The sequence below is a fragment of the Pseudoalteromonas sp. QJM3NY_22 genome (genome assembly GCF_056173065.1).
Map to the genome: position 1 here is coordinate 1213771 of NZ_CM149655.1, position 17284 is coordinate 1231054.

Below are 17284 nucleotides of genomic sequence, written 5' to 3' on the forward strand. Positions count from 1 at the left end.
AGTAATTAAAAATAGTTCTCGCGCAACAAGGAACCGTCCTTTAAAGTGCTTTGCCAAGGAGTTTAGTATGATCACGCTTACCATTAATGGTAATAAACATGAGTTTTCTGGCGATCCGTCAACGCCAGTATTATGGTATCTGCGAGACGAGTTGAATTTAACTGGGCCTAAATTTGGCTGTGGTATGGCTCAGTGCGGTGCGTGTACCGTGCATATTGATGGGGTAGCTCAGCGCTCGTGTGTATTACCTGTAGCGGCAGCAGCAGGGCGTTCAATTACGACAATTGAAGGGTTAAGCGAGCAGGGCGACCATCCTGTACAACAAGCATGGATAGAGCATAAAGTACCGCAGTGTGGTTTTTGCCAGTGCGGTCAAATGATGCAAGCTGCAAGCTTATTAGCTGCAAACCCAACCCCTACCGATGATGAAATAGTAAGTAATATGTCGGGAAATATTTGCCGTTGTGGTACATACCCGCGCATTCATAAAGCAATTAAATCAGCCGCTAAAACAATGGCGAGTGTTCAATATTTTGACTCAAATGAACAAGGGGAAGAAGTATGAACCAAGATAACAAATACTTTGATTTAAACCGCCGTAAGTTTTTAAAAACTAGCGCAATAGGTGCATTGGTACTTGGTACTTATTTTGTAGGCAGTGCGCCAAGAGCATTTGCGGGTGTGTTAGAGCAGCCATCTGAGCAAGCAAAGCGCGCAAACTTATTTATTGCACTGCGCCCAGACGGCATGGTTGAAATAACCTGCCATCGCTCTGAAATGGGTCAGCAAATTCGGACCGCGATTGCACAAATAGTTGCCGATGAAATGGAAGCCGCGTGGGATAAGGTTATTGTTATTCAGGGTAAGGGCGACCCTAAATATGGCGATCAAAATACCGATGGCTCGCGCAGTATTCGCTACAACATGCAACGCCTGCGTGAAATGGGCGCAAGTGTGCGTTACATGATGCAGCACGCTGCCGCTAAATATTGGAACGTTGACCCGCAGACCTGTACAGCCAATCAACACGTTGTTACACACAGCTCAGGTAAATCGCTTACTTATAAAGATTTAATCGACTTAGCGCTTACAATAACGCCACCAGAAGCTGACAAACTAACACTTAAAACACGCAAAGAATGGCGCTACATTAATACTGGCATGGCGCACATAGATTTAGCCGATTTAATAACAGGTAAAGCAATATTTGCAGCCGATGTACGCGAACCACAAGCGCTGGTGGCTATAATTGAACGCCCGCCAGTGGTAGGCGGTGTTGTTAAGTCATTTGATGCCAGTGCTACAAAAGCGATAAACGGCGTTGTAGATGTTATTGAAATACCTGCACCAAAAGGCGCGCCGCAGTTTCAGCCAAAAGGCGGCATTGCGATTATAGCTAAAAACACATGGGCTGCATGGCAAGGGCGTAAAGCATTAAAAGTCGTGTGGGATGATGGCAAAAATGGCGATTACAATTCAAAAGAATTTAAAAAGTCATTACTAAAAACAGTACAAACTCCACAGGCAAACATACGTGATAAAGGCGATGCCATGGGCGTGTTGGCTAAATCGAGCAATAAACTCGTAGCTGATTATTACGCGCCGCATCTTGCTCAAGCACCAATGGAGCCGCCGTGTGCAACAGCTATGTACAACAAAGATAGTGTTGATATATGGGCTGCTACGCAAAATCCACAAGCCGATATGAAAACAGTGGCGGCAATGCTTGGCATGGATGAAAGTAAAATTAACGTTCACGTTACCATGTTGGGGGGCGGCTTTGGGCGCAAGTCAAAACCTGACTTTTCAGCAGAGGCAGCTTACCTTTCAATGAAAGTAGGCAAGCCTATTCGTGTGCAATGGACGCGTGAAGACGACGTACAACATGGTTTTTACCATGCTGTTTCGGCTCAGCACATTGAAGCATCGCTAGATAAAAATGGCGCAATAGAATCTTATTTACACCGCACCGCGTTTTCACCGAACACTTCTACCTTTTCAGAAGGGGCGACTACGCCAGGAAGCTTTGAACTGCGCTTAGGATTTACCGATAACCCTATTAACACACCTAACATGAAGTTAGAAAACGGTGATGCGCTTGCTAAAGCACGAATTGGTTGGATGCGTTCTGTATCAAATATTTTTCATGCCTTTGCTATTCAGTCATTTATTGGTGAAGCAGCGCACAAAGCCGGTCGCGACCAAAAAGACTATTTACTAGATACAATAGGTCCAAGCCGTATTGTTGATGTAACTGAGCAAAATGCCACATACGATAATTACGGTGGTGATAAAGCGGTTTATCCTTTAGATATTGGCAGACTGCGCCATGTTATTGAAAAAGTAGCTGACATAAGTAAATGGGGTCGAGAGCTTCCTAAAGGTCGAGGTTTAGGCATAGCAGCACACAGAAGCTTTTTAACTTACGTAGCTACGGTAGTTGAAGTAGAAGTGTCGGATGCTGGCGATTTAAACGTAATTAAATCGTGGGTAGCTATTGATGCGGGTACGGTTGTAAACACCGACACCGTTAAAAACCAAACCCAAGGTGGTTCTATTTATGGGATTACAACTGCAATCAGCGATGGTATTACCTTTGATAAAGGCCGCGTGCAGCAAAGTAACTTTCATGATTATCGCGTATCGCGTACCGCGTACCGCGTATGAGCGATTCCCCTTTAGAGGTAGAAGTTGAAATAGTACAAAGTGATGCACCACCAGCAGGGGTAGGCGAGCCGTCTACACCAGTTTATGCGCCAGCATTATGTAATGCTATTTTTGCAGCGTGCGGAAAGCGTATTAGGCAGTTACCAATAGGTGACCAGCTAAAAGCGTAACTAAATAACCTATAGCTTAAACAAAAAAACCGCCAAAATGGCGGTTTTTTTAGAAGTTAGCGATTAGTGAGTTTTTTCAAACTCATCAACTTCACGCTCTGCTTCTTCTTTAGATTTACCATACTGCGGCTGAATTTTATCCACTAGCTCTGTACGGCTACCTTCAATTTTGTCTAAATCGTCGTTGGTAAGATCGCCCCATTTTTGTTGAGCCTTACCTTTAAGTTCGTCCCAATTACCTTTCATACGATCGGTGTTCATAAGTTTCTCCTTACTTAGATTTAATTAACGTTCAGTATAAAAGGAGCAAGGCGTGTACCAATAAGTTAAATTTTTATTTTGCATTTATAATCATGGTGTTATGTTTTTATTGAGGCAGTAATGATTAATGTTGTGAACACATCCTTAAAAAATGTACAGAGCGGTCTGTAATTATTTCTGATTATGTAACCCTTTATTAAATCCCTTATAACCACATAGCTTTAGCGGCGCGTTTATTTTTGGTTTTTGTTACAATGCACACAAAGCAATTTAGGGTAAATAGCAGTGCTGCCGGTTCAAGACATATATCAACAACTCGTTACTACATTACAAAGTAATCCTATTACATTATTACAAGCACCGCCTGGTGCGGGTAAATCTACGTGGTTGCCGTTACAGCTTATGCGCGACGGGCATTTTAAACGTATTGTAATGCTAGAGCCTCGCCGAATAGCTGCACGTAATATTGCCAGTTACCTAGCAAAGTGCCAAAACGAGAGTGTTGGGCAAAGTGTGGGCTTGCGGATTAGGGGCGAGAGTAAAGTAAGCGCTAATACGCGCCTCGAAATAGTCACCGAAGGCATGCTAACGCGCATGCTGCAAAACGATCCCGAATTAAGCGATATAGATTTACTTATATTTGATGAATTTCATGAACGTTCAATTGCAGCCGATACTTCACTTGCCTTTGCGCTCGAGACCCAAAGTGCACTGCGTGAAGATTTAACCATCATGCTTATGTCGGCAACGCTAGATACAGAGCGTTATACAGCGTTTTTTGACTGCCCTGTAATTCAATCAAGCGGTCGTAGCTACCCAATAGACGAAGTATACATACCCATAAAAGATGAAAGTCGCTGGCTTGATGCAATTCCTACCATAATAAAACAAGCACTTAATGAGCAAACAGGTAGCGCATTGGTGTTTTTACCTGGGCAGTTTGAGATACTACGCGTGCAACAAGCACTGAGCGATTTACCAAGTAACTGCCAAGTTGCAACGCTATTTGGCGAGCAAGATAAAGCTAATCAGCAAACTGCTATTGCTCCTGCACCAAACGGCATGCGCAAAATAGTGCTTACCACCAATGTAGCCGAAACCAGTTTAACTATTGAAGGTATACGCATTGTAATTGACAGCGGCAAGCGCCGTGCAGCCACCTTTAATTTAAAAACAGGGGTTACAGAGCTCACAACACAAAGCATATCGCGCTCGTCTGCTGTGCAGCGTGCAGGGCGTGCAGGGCGAATAGAGCCGGGCATTGTTTATCGAATTGGCTCAAAGCAAACCTTTGAGAGACGTAATAGCCACGACAATCCCGAAATACTCACATCAGACATAAGCCAACTTATGCTTGAGGCAAAGCAATGGGGAGCCAGTATTGATGAGCTAACCTTGCTCGATAAGCCCACTGAGCAGCAATGCGAACAAGCAAGTAACCTGCTTAACATGCTAGAAGCTATTGATAGCAAAGGTAAACTCACACCGCTTGGCAGTAAAATGTTAGGTTTTGGTGCTGATATTCGTTTGGCGCATATGCTATTAAAAGCACAAATACTTGATAACCAACTCCCTGGTATTTTTAGGCTCGCTATTTATTTAGTGGCATTACTTGAGAGCCGAGTAAACAGTGCAAACGAGTTGAGTTTAGCGTTGCATAGCCAACAGCAACGTCCGCATCCGGTGTTTAAACAACAGTTAAAGTATTGGCAAAGCCGCTTAAAAGTAAAAGACGAAAACAGCGAATTAAATACGCATTATATAAGTTTGCTAGTGGCATTGGCATACCCCGATCGTATTGCTAAAAAACGCGGTAATGGTTACCTACTTGCCAATGGTGCAGGGGCTGAGTTAAATGCCGATTACTGGCACAACGACGATTACTTAGCTATAGCAACCATGGGCGGGCACAAAGGTGGGCGTATATTTGCAGCCACAGCGCTTAACCCATTTGAGCTACAAGAGTTTTTACCGCATTTATTTAGTGAACTTACTCGTTGTGAGTTTGATGAAAAATCAGCGCGCTTTATTCACCAAGATGAAGTAAAGCTCGGGGCTATAACGCTCAGCAGCCAGCCTAGTAAACAAAAACTAGATAAGGGCGAGCGTGCTAAAGCGTGGCTTAGCTTATTTGCTAAACACGGTTTTGCATTATTTAACGAGCAACTTGATGCGCAGCAATTGCTGATACGTATGAGCTTAGCAAGTAATTTAATGCCCGATAAATTTCCACAAATAAATGAGCAACAACTTATTCAAAATGCAGCGCAGTGGCTAGGCGTGTTTTTAGAAGATATTAAAACCCTCACGCAGCTTAAAAAGTTTAACTACTTTGATGCATTACAAAACTGCTTTGATTGGCAACAACAAACAGCGTTAAAAGCACTGTTACCACTGCGCTTAACGGTGCCAAGTGGCTCAAATATAAAAATAGAATACCAGCTTGATGGCCCCGCAAAGCTAAGCGTGCGTATGCAAGAAGTTTATGGCTTGACCAGCACGCCTATGCTTGCCAACGGTAAACTGCCACTGCTTATGGAGCTGCTATCGCCTGGTAAACGCTCATTGCAACTTACTCAAGATTTAGCCCACTTTTGGGCTAGCAGTTACCGCGATGTGCAAAAAGAAATGAAAGGTCGCTACCCTAAACATTTTTGGCCAGACGACCCTGCCAACAGCGTTGCAACTAATAGAGTAAAGAGCAAAATGTAGGTGTTAATTCACTTTAAACTGATTTTGTTTGATTATTGAACTTACTAAGGTAATGTACCTATAAAATATTTTTAACTACAGGGAATAAGTGATGAAGCTACTTTTAACGTTAGGTTTGGCTCTAGTAACTACTTTTTCGGCTTATGCTGAAAAGCCACTCGACTTAAACGCGTTTGCACAGCTGTACTATAAAACAATGACCGCTACACAAGCACCTAATGCAGGTGCTAAAGAGCTTGAGGCTTACCTTGCATTGTTAACCGATGATATTGGCAATCAGCACATTCCGTATCAACCGGATGACTCACGTACTGGTGATGGTAAAAAGCAGATGCGCAAAGGTATGAGTTTTTACTTAGGTGCGCACACGTTGTTTGAAAGCACACTGCTTAATACATTTGTGTTTAACGATACAGGCTTTGCTATTCGTTATAAGAATTTTGCAAAAGGCATTCACCCACAAAGTAAGCAGCCAATAGAATACACCTCCACAATGATGGAAGTAATCGAAATTGAAAATGGCAAGGTGGCGATGATCCGCAAATACCATGAATAATACTTAAAGTCTTATAAGCATTTTTATTAATTACTTTTTTGGATGGTAGTTAATTTATGTAAAAGCGTCGTATACAGCTAAATACAAAGTATCAGCGTGATCTAGGTTTTTAAAATAGCCTAATTTCACTTGGCTTTTATTACCAAAAATAGGCGCTATTTCCTTATGCAATTGCAATTGCCTTGCTAAGCCTTCCATTAATTCACCTTCTTTACCAACGCCATATAAACCGATTGAGGAAACGATTGTGGATCAAAAGGGCTATTTAGTAATTCATTACCGGCCCACCATAAGCTTGAGCTAATTATTACGTAATAATTAAAAGTTGCAGAGTGATTAAATAAAATATCGCTTGAAAGCAGACCAGCTAATGATTGACCAATTAAAGTATTTGTTGAGTTGGTATGGTATGTTTTATTAATGAGTGGGCGAAGCTTGTCGTTTATAAAACTAATAAAAAAGGTGCTATTAAAAATATCTTTTTCATTCAATCTATTTAACCGACTGGTTTAACATTAATTGTGCAGTAATTAAGTATATCCTATCAGAGCTCAATGGCTTTATCTTAATCCTATGAATCTCTAATACGATTAGGCCCTTTTCGTTTTATGTCTATTTGTGAATTTATACTACGCTTTGATTAGAAATTAATACGTTATAGCGAAGGTATAGTGAATGCATGAGCAAAAAATAAATATACTTTTAATTGATGACGACGAATTACTATTACGTGCACTAGCAAAAACGTTGAGCCGCTTATGTGCAAATGTAACTGTAGCCTGCTTACAGTTACCTAATGAATTTGAACGCTACATAGGAAATAATAATACACCCGACATTATTTTTTGTGATTCTATGATGCCACTTTCTTCAGGGCTTAAAGTACTAGAGCACGCTAAAGCGATCTGTCCTACAGCCTTAAGGTGTTTATTTACCAGTGATTTAAGTAGTAACTATCAACTACAAGTTAACAACACAATCCACTTTCATCTTGTAAAACCTTTTACACAAAAACATTTAATAGCGGTGCTAGACAGCGCTAAGTTGTTAAAATCACTTCCTATTCATGCTCCTCATCGCGTTATTTTAGGGCAGCTTTCAGACTTGCCATTTTTAGGTGTTGTGACTCAAAACTTATTAAGTGAGTTAAACAAAAATGAGCCAAACATTTCTATTTTAGAAAATAATATTAGCCACGACCCTGTATTAACGGGAAAAGTTTTGCAGGTAGCCAACTCCGCATTTATGGGGTTTGATAGTCAAACTACAAACTTAAAAGAGGCGATTATAAGAATTGGTTTAGTTAGTTTAAAGGCGATTGTGGTTTTTTCTGAATTGTCTCAACAATTACTTAATAAGGCTAAGCAAGAGACGCTTAATGAGTTAATTAATAAAGGATATAAAAAAGCAAGTATGGCGCAATCGCTCGCTAAGTATTTAAAACAAGATAGGCAAACACAGTTGTTTGCATTTGCAGTTGGTTTGCTTAGTGTTATTGGTGAATTAGCTGCTATGTGTATTGTGCAAGATAACGAAGATGAAAACGTGCCTAAGTACGCTCTTAGTGCCTACTTATTAGCGCTTTGGGGGTTTGAAAAGTCAATTGTTAGGGCGCAGTTACTGGATGATTTACCTGTGGATGAGGGGATATCATTAACTGTTATTCATATGATTGTTGAGCATGCTTATTGCCAGCAAGTAATTGAGTTTAATCAAACTGAATATGACTTTATTGATGATTTGAAAATACTAGAAGATGTACAACAATGGTTTTTAAGTTTTAAAAAGTGATACACGAGGGGATGTATGAAAGGTGTTATTTTTAGAGGACTTGAAGCCCTCGTTATTGAAAAGTGCGGCATGGCTGCGTGGGATGATTTACTTGAAAAAAATGCACCTAGTGATCGTATTTATATTTCAGCAGAAAGCTATCCAGATGAAGAAATAGTGGGTTTGGCGCAAGATGTAGCTGATGCTTTATCTATGTCTATGCCTGATGTTTTAAAGGCATTTGGTGAGTATTTATTTGGCCACTTAAGGGGCCGGCACCCTACAATAGTTGAAAACTTTAATGGGTTTGCGGACTTAATTATGGGTATCGATAAGGTGATTCATGTTGAAGTTGCAAAACTATATCAAGAGCCAAATTTACCAGAAATTAAAGCAGAGCTTATTGAAGATGGATTTATTTTGATGCATTACTATTCCAAAAGGCAGCTGTGCATGTGCGCTGAAGGGCTTGTTTTTGGTGCAGCCTCTCATTACGGTATTGAGGTGGCGCTAAATCATGTTGAATGTATGCATAATGGTTTTGATAAATGTGTAATTGAAGTTAAATATGAGATTGGCAATGAGTGAAGATACCCACAACTACAAAAAAGCATACCTTCGTGAAAAAGCAGCAAGAGATGAACTAGAGATGCTACTTGAGGATAAAACACGCGCATTATTTTGTGCAAACCAAGATCTTGAAGAAAAGCTTAACATATTAAAAAATCAGCAGGTTACTCTTATGCAAAGTGAAAAAATGGCTACTTTAGGGACGCTATCGGCAGGTGTTGCCCATGAAATAAATAATCCACTGGCATATGTAACAAGTAACCTTGAAAGTATTAAATTTTTTAAACCTACGCTGATAGCATTAATGACTGTTGCAAAACAATATATTAATAAATCAATATCTGCTGCAGAGATGGAAACATTACTAATAAAACTTGATAAAGAAAGTGATATTGATTTTATTTTAGATGATCTAGATGAACTATTAAATGATACGCATGAGGGATTACAGCGAATTGCGGCAATTGTTAATAACTTACTTAATTTTGCTAGACCTAAAAATAATTCCATGGCTATGGCTAATATTAGAGAGTCGCTAGAGGGGGCTATTAAGTTACTCGCTAATCAATTAAAAACATGCAACATAACGTGTTCGGATGATGAATTACCATTAAGTTACTGTAATTTGTCGGCAATTAATCAAATCTTCGTAAACCTTTTACTAAACGCTAAATATGCCTGTGATTTAGTACAAGACCAGCAAGGAGAAATTCTTGTTAATTTATTCTCAGACGAGAAAAATATCTACATTGAAGTGTCCGATAATGGCTGCGGAATGGATGAAAAAACAGTCAATCATATTTTTGAACCATTTTACACTACAAAGCCTGTAGGTGAGGGAACTGGAATGGGAATGGCTATTGTATATAACGTATTAAAGGAACATAAGGGATCTATAGAAATTGAGAGTGAGCTTAATAAGGGCACTCTAATGCGTTGTATATTACCCATAATAACACTGCCAGACTCATCTCTAGCGTGTTAAAAGTAATTAACGTATTTATATTTAATAAATTACGTATTAGAGGGGTTTTGTTTACTTATATTTCTTTGCCTGCGTGTCGCTCAGCTAGGTCATCAAGTTCTGCAATAGTGTAATCAAACCCATTTTCGTCATACTCATAGCTTACTTTTACACTGTCGCCACCATTAAAAAGACGAGTTTTTACATCGTTAACAGACCAATTTTTTAGTTCATGTGAAAATCGGTTGGCAACTTGTGAAGATTCAAAACGATAGCTAATTTCTGTTTTCATAAATAATAAAGCCCAGGCTAATTTAAACCACCGTATTTTTTGTGTTTTTGAGGGTTAGTCAAGTTTCGGTTACAAAAAATAAAGGGTTAAATTGTAAATTTTGTGTTTCAATAAATGCATCAAACTCGGTACATGGTAACGTACCTTTATTAAAAGACGATGACGACTTTCATGCATTATAAATATTTTTTGATGGCAAGCTCAGTTTTGCTACTAAGTGCTTGCGGTGGTTCAGGCTCAGATGATACGCCAACTATTAACGGAAATGAAATTCCTATTTTATCTGTGGCTAATATTCCAAGCGATATAACCAAAAGCCAAACTATTGAAATAACTGCAACAGCGAGCGATAACGACGGCACAATAACAAGTGTGATCTGGGAGCAAACTGCTGGTCTTAAGGTACTTGATGAGCCAATAGCTGCTAACTCTGTGATAATAAATATTCCTTCAGCATTGAGTTATTCACCAAAAGAGTATGCCTTTAATGTAACTGCAACGGACAACGAAGGTGCTATTGCAGTTAAAACGGTAAGTTTTATTGCCAGAAACGCGATGGATGAATTTGCTGCTGCACGTTTGCTACACCAAGGTAGTATGGGGCCAACACTTAATGAAATACGCAAAGCCCAAGGGTTAAGTGAGCAGCAATGGCTTGAAAGCCAAATAGCATTGCCAATTGAATACCACCGAAGTTATTTAGTCAAAAGTCCGGATCAAGATGACTTTAGATATATCAACCGTATTGATGGTTGGTGGAAAGCTACCTTGCGCAGTGACGATCAGCTTCGCCAGCGCGTTGCATTTGCATTGAGCGAGATATTAGTGGTGTCGGATGCCAATAGCAGCTTAAGCTCTCAACCAGAAGGAATGGTTACCTACTACGATTTATTGCTTAAAAATGCATTTGGTAATTACCGGGAGTTACTAGAGGATGTCACGCTTTCGCCAATTATGGGGACTTATTTAAGCCATTTAGGTAACGAAAAAGCAGATGATGAACTTAACATTCGCCCTGACGAAAATTACGCTCGTGAGGTAATGCAGTTATTTACCATTGGGCTTGAAGAGCTAAATAAAGATGGTAGCGCAAAGCTTGATGCCCAAGGGAATACCATTGCCACTTACGGGCAGTCTCAAATTGAAGGCTTTGCACGGGTATTTACTGGTTGGACGTTTGCCGATAGTGAAACGTTTAAACGCAAAAGCCGTGATTATATTAAACCAATGCAAGCATTTAGCGAATACCATTCAAGTAAACAAAAAGTACTTTTAAATAATGAAGTAATCCCTGAGGGCTATGGGCCAAAGGAATCACTGCAAATAGCACTCGATAATTTATTTAATCACGCCAATGTAGCACCATTTATTACTAAGCAACTAATTCAACGATTAATTACATCAAATCCAACCCCTCAATATATTGAGCGAGTGGCTAATGTGTTTAACGATAATGGCGATGGTGTGCGTGGGGATTTAGCGGCTGTCATTAAAGCTATTTACTTAGATGACGAGGCTCGTCATTTTGGCAGTGTTTTAAGCTATCAAGGAAAAGTTAAGGAGCCCTTACTAAAAACAGTACAATTTTGGCGAAACCTTGATGCAAGGTCTTTAGAAGGGGAGTATAGAACATGGAATTTAATAAATAATTATGGGCAGGGGCCAATGCGTTCGCCATCTGTATTTAACTTTTTTAGACCCGATTATCAGCCAGCTCAATTACGCAGTGATGAGCTAGTCGCACCGGAATTACAAATAGCGGGTGATACTACATTAATTGGCACTATGAACGAGCATTTCTCAGGTTTAGTATGGGGAACTGCAGAAGCACGTGATGATTTAAATCCCAAAGAGTTATATGTTTATATCAAGAGCGATATGAGCTTTTTAAAAAGTAACGGGGTAGGTGCCTTACTTGAACAGTATAATATTTTATATTTTGCAGGTTCAATGAGTGCTGATACGCGCCAAGCATTGCTTGATTTAGATGCATACTTTAATGATGACGAATATCGAGAACGGGTATCGTATTTACTTTACATAATTGCTATTTCACCTGAATTTAATTTGCAGTATTAGGAGAGACATAATGAGCATAAATAGAAGACAGTTTTTGTCGTTATGTTTAAAAGGCGGTGTGTCGGCGGCCGCGTTAACAAGTTTACAACTGCAAGCATTATCGGGGTCAGTAAATGCGATTGAGTTGGGGGATTACAAAGCGTTGGTGTGTGTGTTTTTATATGGCGGTAATGATTCACTTAATATGCTAGTACCATTAGAAGGTGAGCAACGTAGCTTGTATGAACAAAGTCGTCAAAACCTTGCTGTTTCGGTGCCTATAGCACTTAATAGTGCAACTAATTTTGTTGGTGGAGTTGGGCTGCATCCTTCGCTTGCGCCTATTAAAAGTGTGTTTGATTCGTCTAATCTAGCGTTTGTTGGCGGCCTTGGAACTTTACTCTCACCTACTACTCTCGATGATTATAAAAATAAAACAGTGACGATCCCCAAACATTTGTTCTCGCATAATGATCAGCAGGCATCATGGATGTATGGGCGTGAAAAACAGTCGTTAAATAGTGGGTGGGGCGCACGTTTACTTGAGCGCTTAGAGCAGCAAGATCAGTTTGCCGCTAATATATCGCTTGATGGTACAAACCTTTGGCAAACGGGTAATCAAACAAAAGCATTTGCACTTAATAAAAGCGGTATAAGTAAAATTAATGCATTTAGTGATTATAAGCCGCGCATGGAACATGTAACTACTATAATGAACCGGATTATGAGTAATACAGTTCATCCCCTCAGTAGTGCTTACGCTGATAGCTTCAAGTCGGCGATTAATAACACCCAAGCGATGAATAATGCGCTAGAAACAGCGCCAGCGTTAATTACTTCATTTAGTGATACAAGTTTATCGGAGCAGTTAGCAGCAGTTGCTAAAACAATTAGCGTGCAGTCAAAATTAAGTACTCAGCGCCAAGTGTTTTTTGTGTCTATGGGCGGGTTTGATACCCATGATAATCAGCTAGATACTCACCCTGTATTGCTAAGCACATTAGCCCAAGGGCTTAGTGAGTTTGATAGTGCGATGAAAGAGCTTGATATGGCAGATAAAGTGACTGCGTTTACTATGTCTGATTTTGGTCGTACGTTGACCTCAAATGGCGATGGTACTGATCATGGTTGGGCAGGGAATCAAATAGTAATGGGCGGCGCAGTAAAGGGTGGCGATATATATGGTGAGCTTTTAACTCAGCATTTAGATGGCCCACAAGATACCAGTGGCGGGCGTTTAATTCCAAGCGTTGCAAATGAGCAGTACTTTGCCACATTGGCTCAGTGGTTTGGTGTGCCGAGCTCTGAGCTTGTTGATATTTTTCCTAATTTAAGTAACTTTGATCACACAACATTGGACTTTTTTGTGTAATTAGTCGCTAATAGTAATCTAAAAGCACTTATAGGCAGTATAAGCTACTCGTTCAATAGCGTTTATCTGTTTAATAATAAAAATCACACATAATAAAGGAATCATAAAATGAAAATTTTAGTGAGCTTAGTTAGTTTAATTGCCTTTTTGCTGGTCGTTCTGCCTGGGCCTTTGTACAAATTTGGTATTGTAGAACTAGGAACTGCATTTACAGGCTTTCGATTTGGCGTTTATGCAGGTGGCGCTGCACTTGTGCTACTTTTAATACAGATAATCTTTATGCGCAAAACCGTGACATTTGGTAGTGCAGCTATTGCGGTTGTATTTTCAGCAGTGGCTATAGCAATGCCTTTAAATATGATGAACACAGCTAAAAGTGTGCCGCCAATACATGATATTTCTACCGACTTAGTTAACCCCCCTCAGTTTGTAGCTATTGCACCACTTCGTGTTGATGCGCCAAACCCAGTTGCCTATGCAGGCGAAGAAACCGCAATTGAACAACGCAAAGCTTACCCAGAACTTGCAACGCTTAGTTTTGCTCAATCTAAAACTGATTTGCTTGAAGCTACAGAGCAAGCAGTGAAAAACTTGGGTTGGGAACTTGTTAACACAGATACAAGTTTAGGTCTTGTAGAAGCGACTGATACAACAACATGGTTTGGTTTTAAAGATGATGTCGTTGTCCGCATTAACGATGAAGGCAGTGAACGTTTTGTCGATATTCGTAGTAAGTCGCGAGTAGGACGTAGTGATTTAGGCAAAAATGCACAGCGCATTCATACATTAATTAATGAGATAAATACTGAGCTAACAAAATAACGCAGTTTAGTTAAAATATAAAATTAAGCCCAAACGTTGTTTGGGCTTTTTTGTGTTTATTATTTAAAACTCAGCTTAATATCAATTCGCCTAATTAATCCCTCAAATTGATTAAGTATTATTGTGGATTGCTATAACTGGCGGCTTGCGCTGTTGGTTGCTGTTTATTTAGTTGTAAGTAACTTAGTAGCCACATCCCCAAACCACCTAAAAATAATGCAGCTGCTACGTAACCTGTTTGATTAGGTGCAGCACCCTGTGCTATTGCAATTCCACCGACCCAAGGGCCTATAGCATTGGCAGTATTAAATGCGCACTGTACTAAGGCGCCAATCATAGCGTGGCCTTCGGGGGCGACGTCCATTAAAAGCGTTTGAATCAGCGTAGCCAAGCCCACACTGCAACCAATAAAGAAGATCACAGCATAAAGAGCCCAAATATTATGGCTTGCCGTTACATAAGCAAAGGCAAATACAATGGTACATACAAGTGCAAGACCAGTGGTTTTAATTGCAGATTTATCGGCTGCTTTACCCAGTACATAGTTACCGAGCGTACAACCGATACCAAACATTACCATTGCGATAGAAATAGTATACGGGGCTGTTTTTGTTACCACTAATATGGTGTCGGCAATGTAAGTATAAATACAAAACACCCCACCAAAGCCAATAATTACAATACCTAAAATAGACCAAACCAGTTTATTTTTAAGTACGCCAAACTCGTTTAGTAAATTAGAAGGCTTAGCATTATCAATATTTGGCACCACTTTATAAACAAAAACAAAAGCAATAAATGCCAGTACTGCAGCGCCGGCTAAACAATACCGCCAACTAAGATTTTGACCTACAAGTGTAACTATAGGCACGCCAACAATAGTAGCCACAGTTAAACCCATAAACACCTTAGACATAAAGCTAGCACGCTTACCTTTTGGGGCAATATCAGATGCTAATAAAATAGCCGCGCCAAAATATGCACCATGAGGTAAACCACTTAAAAATCTGAATATTACCAGCTGCTCAAGCGACGTTGCCATCGCGCTTAATCCGTTTGAGACAAACATTAAGCTTATAAAAATGAGCAATGCTTTGCGCTTTCTCATATTAGCAGTTGTTAGCATTAAAATAGGTGCACCCACGACAACACCAATGGCGTAAGCACTAATTGCATAACCACTTTGTGATGGCGTTGAACCAAATGTTTCGCTAATTAGTGGCAGCATAGGCATCATCGAAAATTCAGATAATCCTAAAATAAATGTACCGAGCGCTAATACAAGTAAAATAGCGGTTCTGTTAAGTTGACTAGATGCCGACGTTACATCTGATGTCATAAAAAATCCTTTGAAATTGATGTGAAATACATAGATAAAAGCAACAGTAAAATATGTAAAAATATTATATATAGGCTAGATTCTGTTTATCTTTCGAGATTGAATTTAACTGCAGTATATTTTTTTAGGCAAGACAGAGCTTATTAGTGTGATTATTCCCTCATGGATGTAGGTAAAAGGTGTTGAGCAGAACGCGGAAGCTTTGCTCTGTTTTTACTTAGCCCACTAGGTTACACTCCTCGCGCCGCGATTAAATCGAACCTAGATAGAACGAATTTTAATCTATAAACAGACCCTAGAAAAAATGACGTGATTTAGAGATAAACAGGTGGTTATATTAAGTTAAAAAGTGCGCGGCGTCATGTGCCAAACTGAAATTAAATAAGATATATATGCGAATCAAAAGCCAAACTCGGGATAACTCCTAAGCATCATCGCTGCTGTCAGTCTTCCATAAATATGTGTAAGTAGCCCTGTTGACGATCGTACGTTTGATGCATCTCCAATGCCTGTAACCTTATTGAGCCAACCAAATAATGATTCAATTGGCTGTCTCATACTTGATACTGCATTTGAATAAATTTTGTCTTCTGGCGATAAGTGTTTCTGGCCCTTTTGTTTTTTTACAGGGGTCAATACCTTTAAGTCTTGATTTAATTCAACTTCTTTCTCATCCGGTCTTTTGTAAGCTTGATCACCAAAGAGTAAATTGTCTGTGAGCAATGGCCGGATTTGATCAAAAATAGGTCCATCCTGCCTCCCTGCTTCCTCAATAAATATAATTTCAATATCTGGTAAGGTCGCTTCTCTTTTACGTGCAACAACATGTGCTTTGACGCCGTAGTAATACATTTTTTTCGTTGAGTTGTAACTTTTACTTGCAAGCTCTGGTGCCACTTTAGCTGTGTATGCATAGTTACTCTTAGCTAGCGTAATGGGAAATGAATCAATAAGATAAACACTGTCATCGCTTTCAGGGACTTTCTTCATTTGTAAAAAAGATATCAACGCAATAAATCCATTTGACAACTTGTTAACCCGGTGTATGAATGCTGCATATCCAGAGAGCTTTGGAAAATGGTCACTAAGGTGATCTTTAGCATAACGGTGAATCGCAGTAATTGTTCGGTAACCTCTTAAAATACCATAACAATATATTGTCATTACTTCCTCATCCGTAAATGAAATATTTTTACCATTGGTAAACCTTTCAACATGTGGGTGAATTATTTCTTGATATTCATTGCTGATCACCACGTATAATGATATTAATTTATCTTCCCAGTCCATGCTTTCTCTCTCTTCTTTGGTTCGCACCTGAAGAGTAATACTAAACATGGACTGGGTCCTACCTTTTCAGCTTTTGATTCGCATATATACGATTTATGTATTTAATAGTGATATTTTTATATATAAAATAGATTATTATTGAGCCCGTTTATCTTTCGAAATTGAATTTACAGGAGCTTGTTTACTTTTAAGCACGTGGCCTATGTACCCTGGTTGACTACCGTAAGTGTTTGATAAAGTAGCATAAATGCCAATCATGCGCTGTCTTTACTCACTCTTATGTCAATGTAAATCAGTAGAGTAAGCAGGAGCAGTTACCTAACCTACGCCGCGATTTAATCGGCCAAGATAGAATAAATTTTAATTTTTGAAGATCAACAGGCTCTAGATAATTAACTTAAACTCAGATTGAGGTTTTTTCTCTAGCCAGAGATTTTCTGT

General features: G+C 39.5%; 15 protein-coding genes and 1 pseudogene. 10 read left to right on the plus strand and 6 right to left on the minus strand.

The genetic code is table 11. The features are described 5' to 3' along the window. Positions 1 to 67: 67 nt before the first annotated feature. Together AC0VZ4_RS05365 and AC0VZ4_RS05370 are read left to right on the plus strand one after the other, a co-directional pair. Positions 68 to 565 (plus strand): (2Fe-2S)-binding protein, encoded by a 498-nt coding sequence (locus AC0VZ4_RS05365; protein WP_475441128.1) that lies wholly within the window; start codon positions 68 to 70, stop codon positions 563 to 565. Further along, positions 562 to 2837 (plus strand): annotated as a pseudogene (locus AC0VZ4_RS05370) (xanthine dehydrogenase family protein molybdopterin-binding subunit). The gene AC0VZ4_RS05365 and the pseudogene AC0VZ4_RS05370 overlap by 4 nt, the downstream one beginning before the upstream one ends. A gap of 63 nt (positions 2838 to 2900) precedes the next feature. On the opposite strand, the gene AC0VZ4_RS05375 reads toward AC0VZ4_RS05370, so the two are convergent. Beyond that, positions 2901 to 3098, minus strand: coding sequence for a CsbD family protein (locus AC0VZ4_RS05375; protein WP_475441129.1), 198 nt, complete (start codon positions 3096 to 3098; stop codon positions 2901 to 2903). Between the two features lie 285 nt (positions 3099 to 3383). Between AC0VZ4_RS05375 and hrpB the strand changes: the two genes are divergently transcribed. Together hrpB and AC0VZ4_RS05385 are read left to right on the plus strand one after the other, a co-directional pair. Beyond that, complete coding sequence (gene hrpB / locus AC0VZ4_RS05380) at positions 3384 to 5810, plus strand: ATP-dependent helicase HrpB (RefSeq protein WP_475441130.1); 2427 nt, start codon at positions 3384 to 3386, stop codon at positions 5808 to 5810. 91 nt (positions 5811 to 5901) lie between these two features. Then, entirely contained in the window at positions 5902 to 6366 is a 465-nt protein-coding gene (locus tag AC0VZ4_RS05385; RefSeq protein WP_475441131.1) for a nuclear transport factor 2-like protein, read from the plus strand. Between the two features lie 54 nt (positions 6367 to 6420). On the opposite strand, the gene AC0VZ4_RS05390 is transcribed toward AC0VZ4_RS05385, so the two are convergent. Together AC0VZ4_RS05390 and AC0VZ4_RS05395 are read right to left on the minus strand one after the other, a co-directional pair. Next, positions 6421 to 6564: a hypothetical protein gene (locus AC0VZ4_RS05390; RefSeq protein ID WP_475441132.1), complete on the minus strand. Its 144-nt coding sequence runs from the start codon at positions 6562 to 6564 to the stop codon at positions 6421 to 6423. Continuing rightward, positions 6564 to 6857, minus strand: coding sequence for an alpha/beta hydrolase-fold protein (locus tag AC0VZ4_RS05395; protein ID WP_475441133.1), 294 nt, complete (start codon positions 6855 to 6857; stop codon positions 6564 to 6566). Before AC0VZ4_RS05395 ends, AC0VZ4_RS05390 begins: the two co-directional genes overlap by 1 nt. A 184-nt stretch (positions 6858 to 7041) precedes the next feature. Between AC0VZ4_RS05395 and AC0VZ4_RS05400 the strand changes: the two genes are divergently transcribed. The 3 genes from AC0VZ4_RS05400 to AC0VZ4_RS05410 are packed head-to-tail and all read left to right on the plus strand — an operon-like array spanning position 7042 to position 9691. Then, positions 7042 to 8157 carry an HDOD domain-containing protein gene (locus AC0VZ4_RS05400; protein ID WP_475441134.1) on the plus strand — a complete coding sequence of 372 codons (1116 nt, stop codon included), beginning with the start codon at positions 7042 to 7044 and terminating at the stop codon, positions 8155 to 8157. Positions 8158 to 8172: 15 nt separating this feature from the next. After that, positions 8173 to 8724, plus strand: coding sequence for a heme NO-binding domain-containing protein (locus AC0VZ4_RS05405; RefSeq protein WP_475441135.1), 552 nt, complete (start codon positions 8173 to 8175; stop codon positions 8722 to 8724). Then, entirely contained in the window at positions 8717 to 9691 is a 975-nt protein-coding gene (locus AC0VZ4_RS05410) for a sensor histidine kinase (protein ID WP_475441136.1), read from the plus strand. The genes AC0VZ4_RS05405 and AC0VZ4_RS05410 overlap by 8 nt, the downstream gene beginning before the upstream one ends. Positions 9692 to 9746: 55 nt before the next feature. Here AC0VZ4_RS05410 and AC0VZ4_RS05415 read toward each other — a convergent pair whose 3' ends face one another. Continuing rightward, a complete protein-coding gene (locus AC0VZ4_RS05415; protein WP_007376172.1) occupies positions 9747 to 9962 on the minus strand; it encodes a hypothetical protein in 216 nt (71 codons plus the stop codon). 171 nt (positions 9963 to 10133) lie between these two features. Here AC0VZ4_RS05415 and AC0VZ4_RS05420 point away from each other — a divergent pair, with 171 nt between their 5' ends. The 3 genes from AC0VZ4_RS05420 to AC0VZ4_RS05430 all read left to right on the plus strand — a co-directional run bounded on the left by AC0VZ4_RS05420 (position 10134) and on the right by AC0VZ4_RS05430 (position 14214). Next, positions 10134 to 12041 (plus strand): DUF1800 domain-containing protein, encoded by a 1908-nt coding sequence (locus AC0VZ4_RS05420; protein ID WP_475441137.1) that lies wholly within the window; start codon positions 10134 to 10136, stop codon positions 12039 to 12041. Positions 12042 to 12051: 10 nt separating this feature from the next. After that, positions 12052 to 13392, plus strand: a complete 1341-nt coding sequence (locus AC0VZ4_RS05425) for a DUF1501 domain-containing protein (protein WP_475441138.1) — start codon at positions 12052 to 12054, stop codon at positions 13390 to 13392. A gap of 108 nt (positions 13393 to 13500) precedes the next feature. Continuing rightward, on the plus strand, positions 13501 to 14214 hold the full coding sequence (locus AC0VZ4_RS05430; RefSeq protein ID WP_008136981.1) for a DUF1499 domain-containing protein: 714 nt from the start codon (positions 13501 to 13503) through the stop codon (positions 14212 to 14214). Positions 14215 to 14332: 118 nt separating this feature from the next. Here the strand turns inward: AC0VZ4_RS05430 and AC0VZ4_RS05435 are convergent, their stop codons facing one another. Further along, the gene (locus tag AC0VZ4_RS05435; protein WP_475441620.1) at positions 14333 to 15589 is read right to left on the minus strand and encodes an MFS transporter; all 1257 of its coding nucleotides are present in this window, start codon (positions 15587 to 15589) and stop codon (positions 14333 to 14335) included. A gap of 363 nt (positions 15590 to 15952) precedes the next feature. Beyond that, positions 15953 to 16891 (minus strand): transposase, encoded by a 939-nt coding sequence (locus AC0VZ4_RS05440; RefSeq protein WP_475441139.1) that lies wholly within the window; start codon positions 16889 to 16891, stop codon positions 15953 to 15955. Positions 16892 to 17284 lie beyond the last annotated feature (393 nt).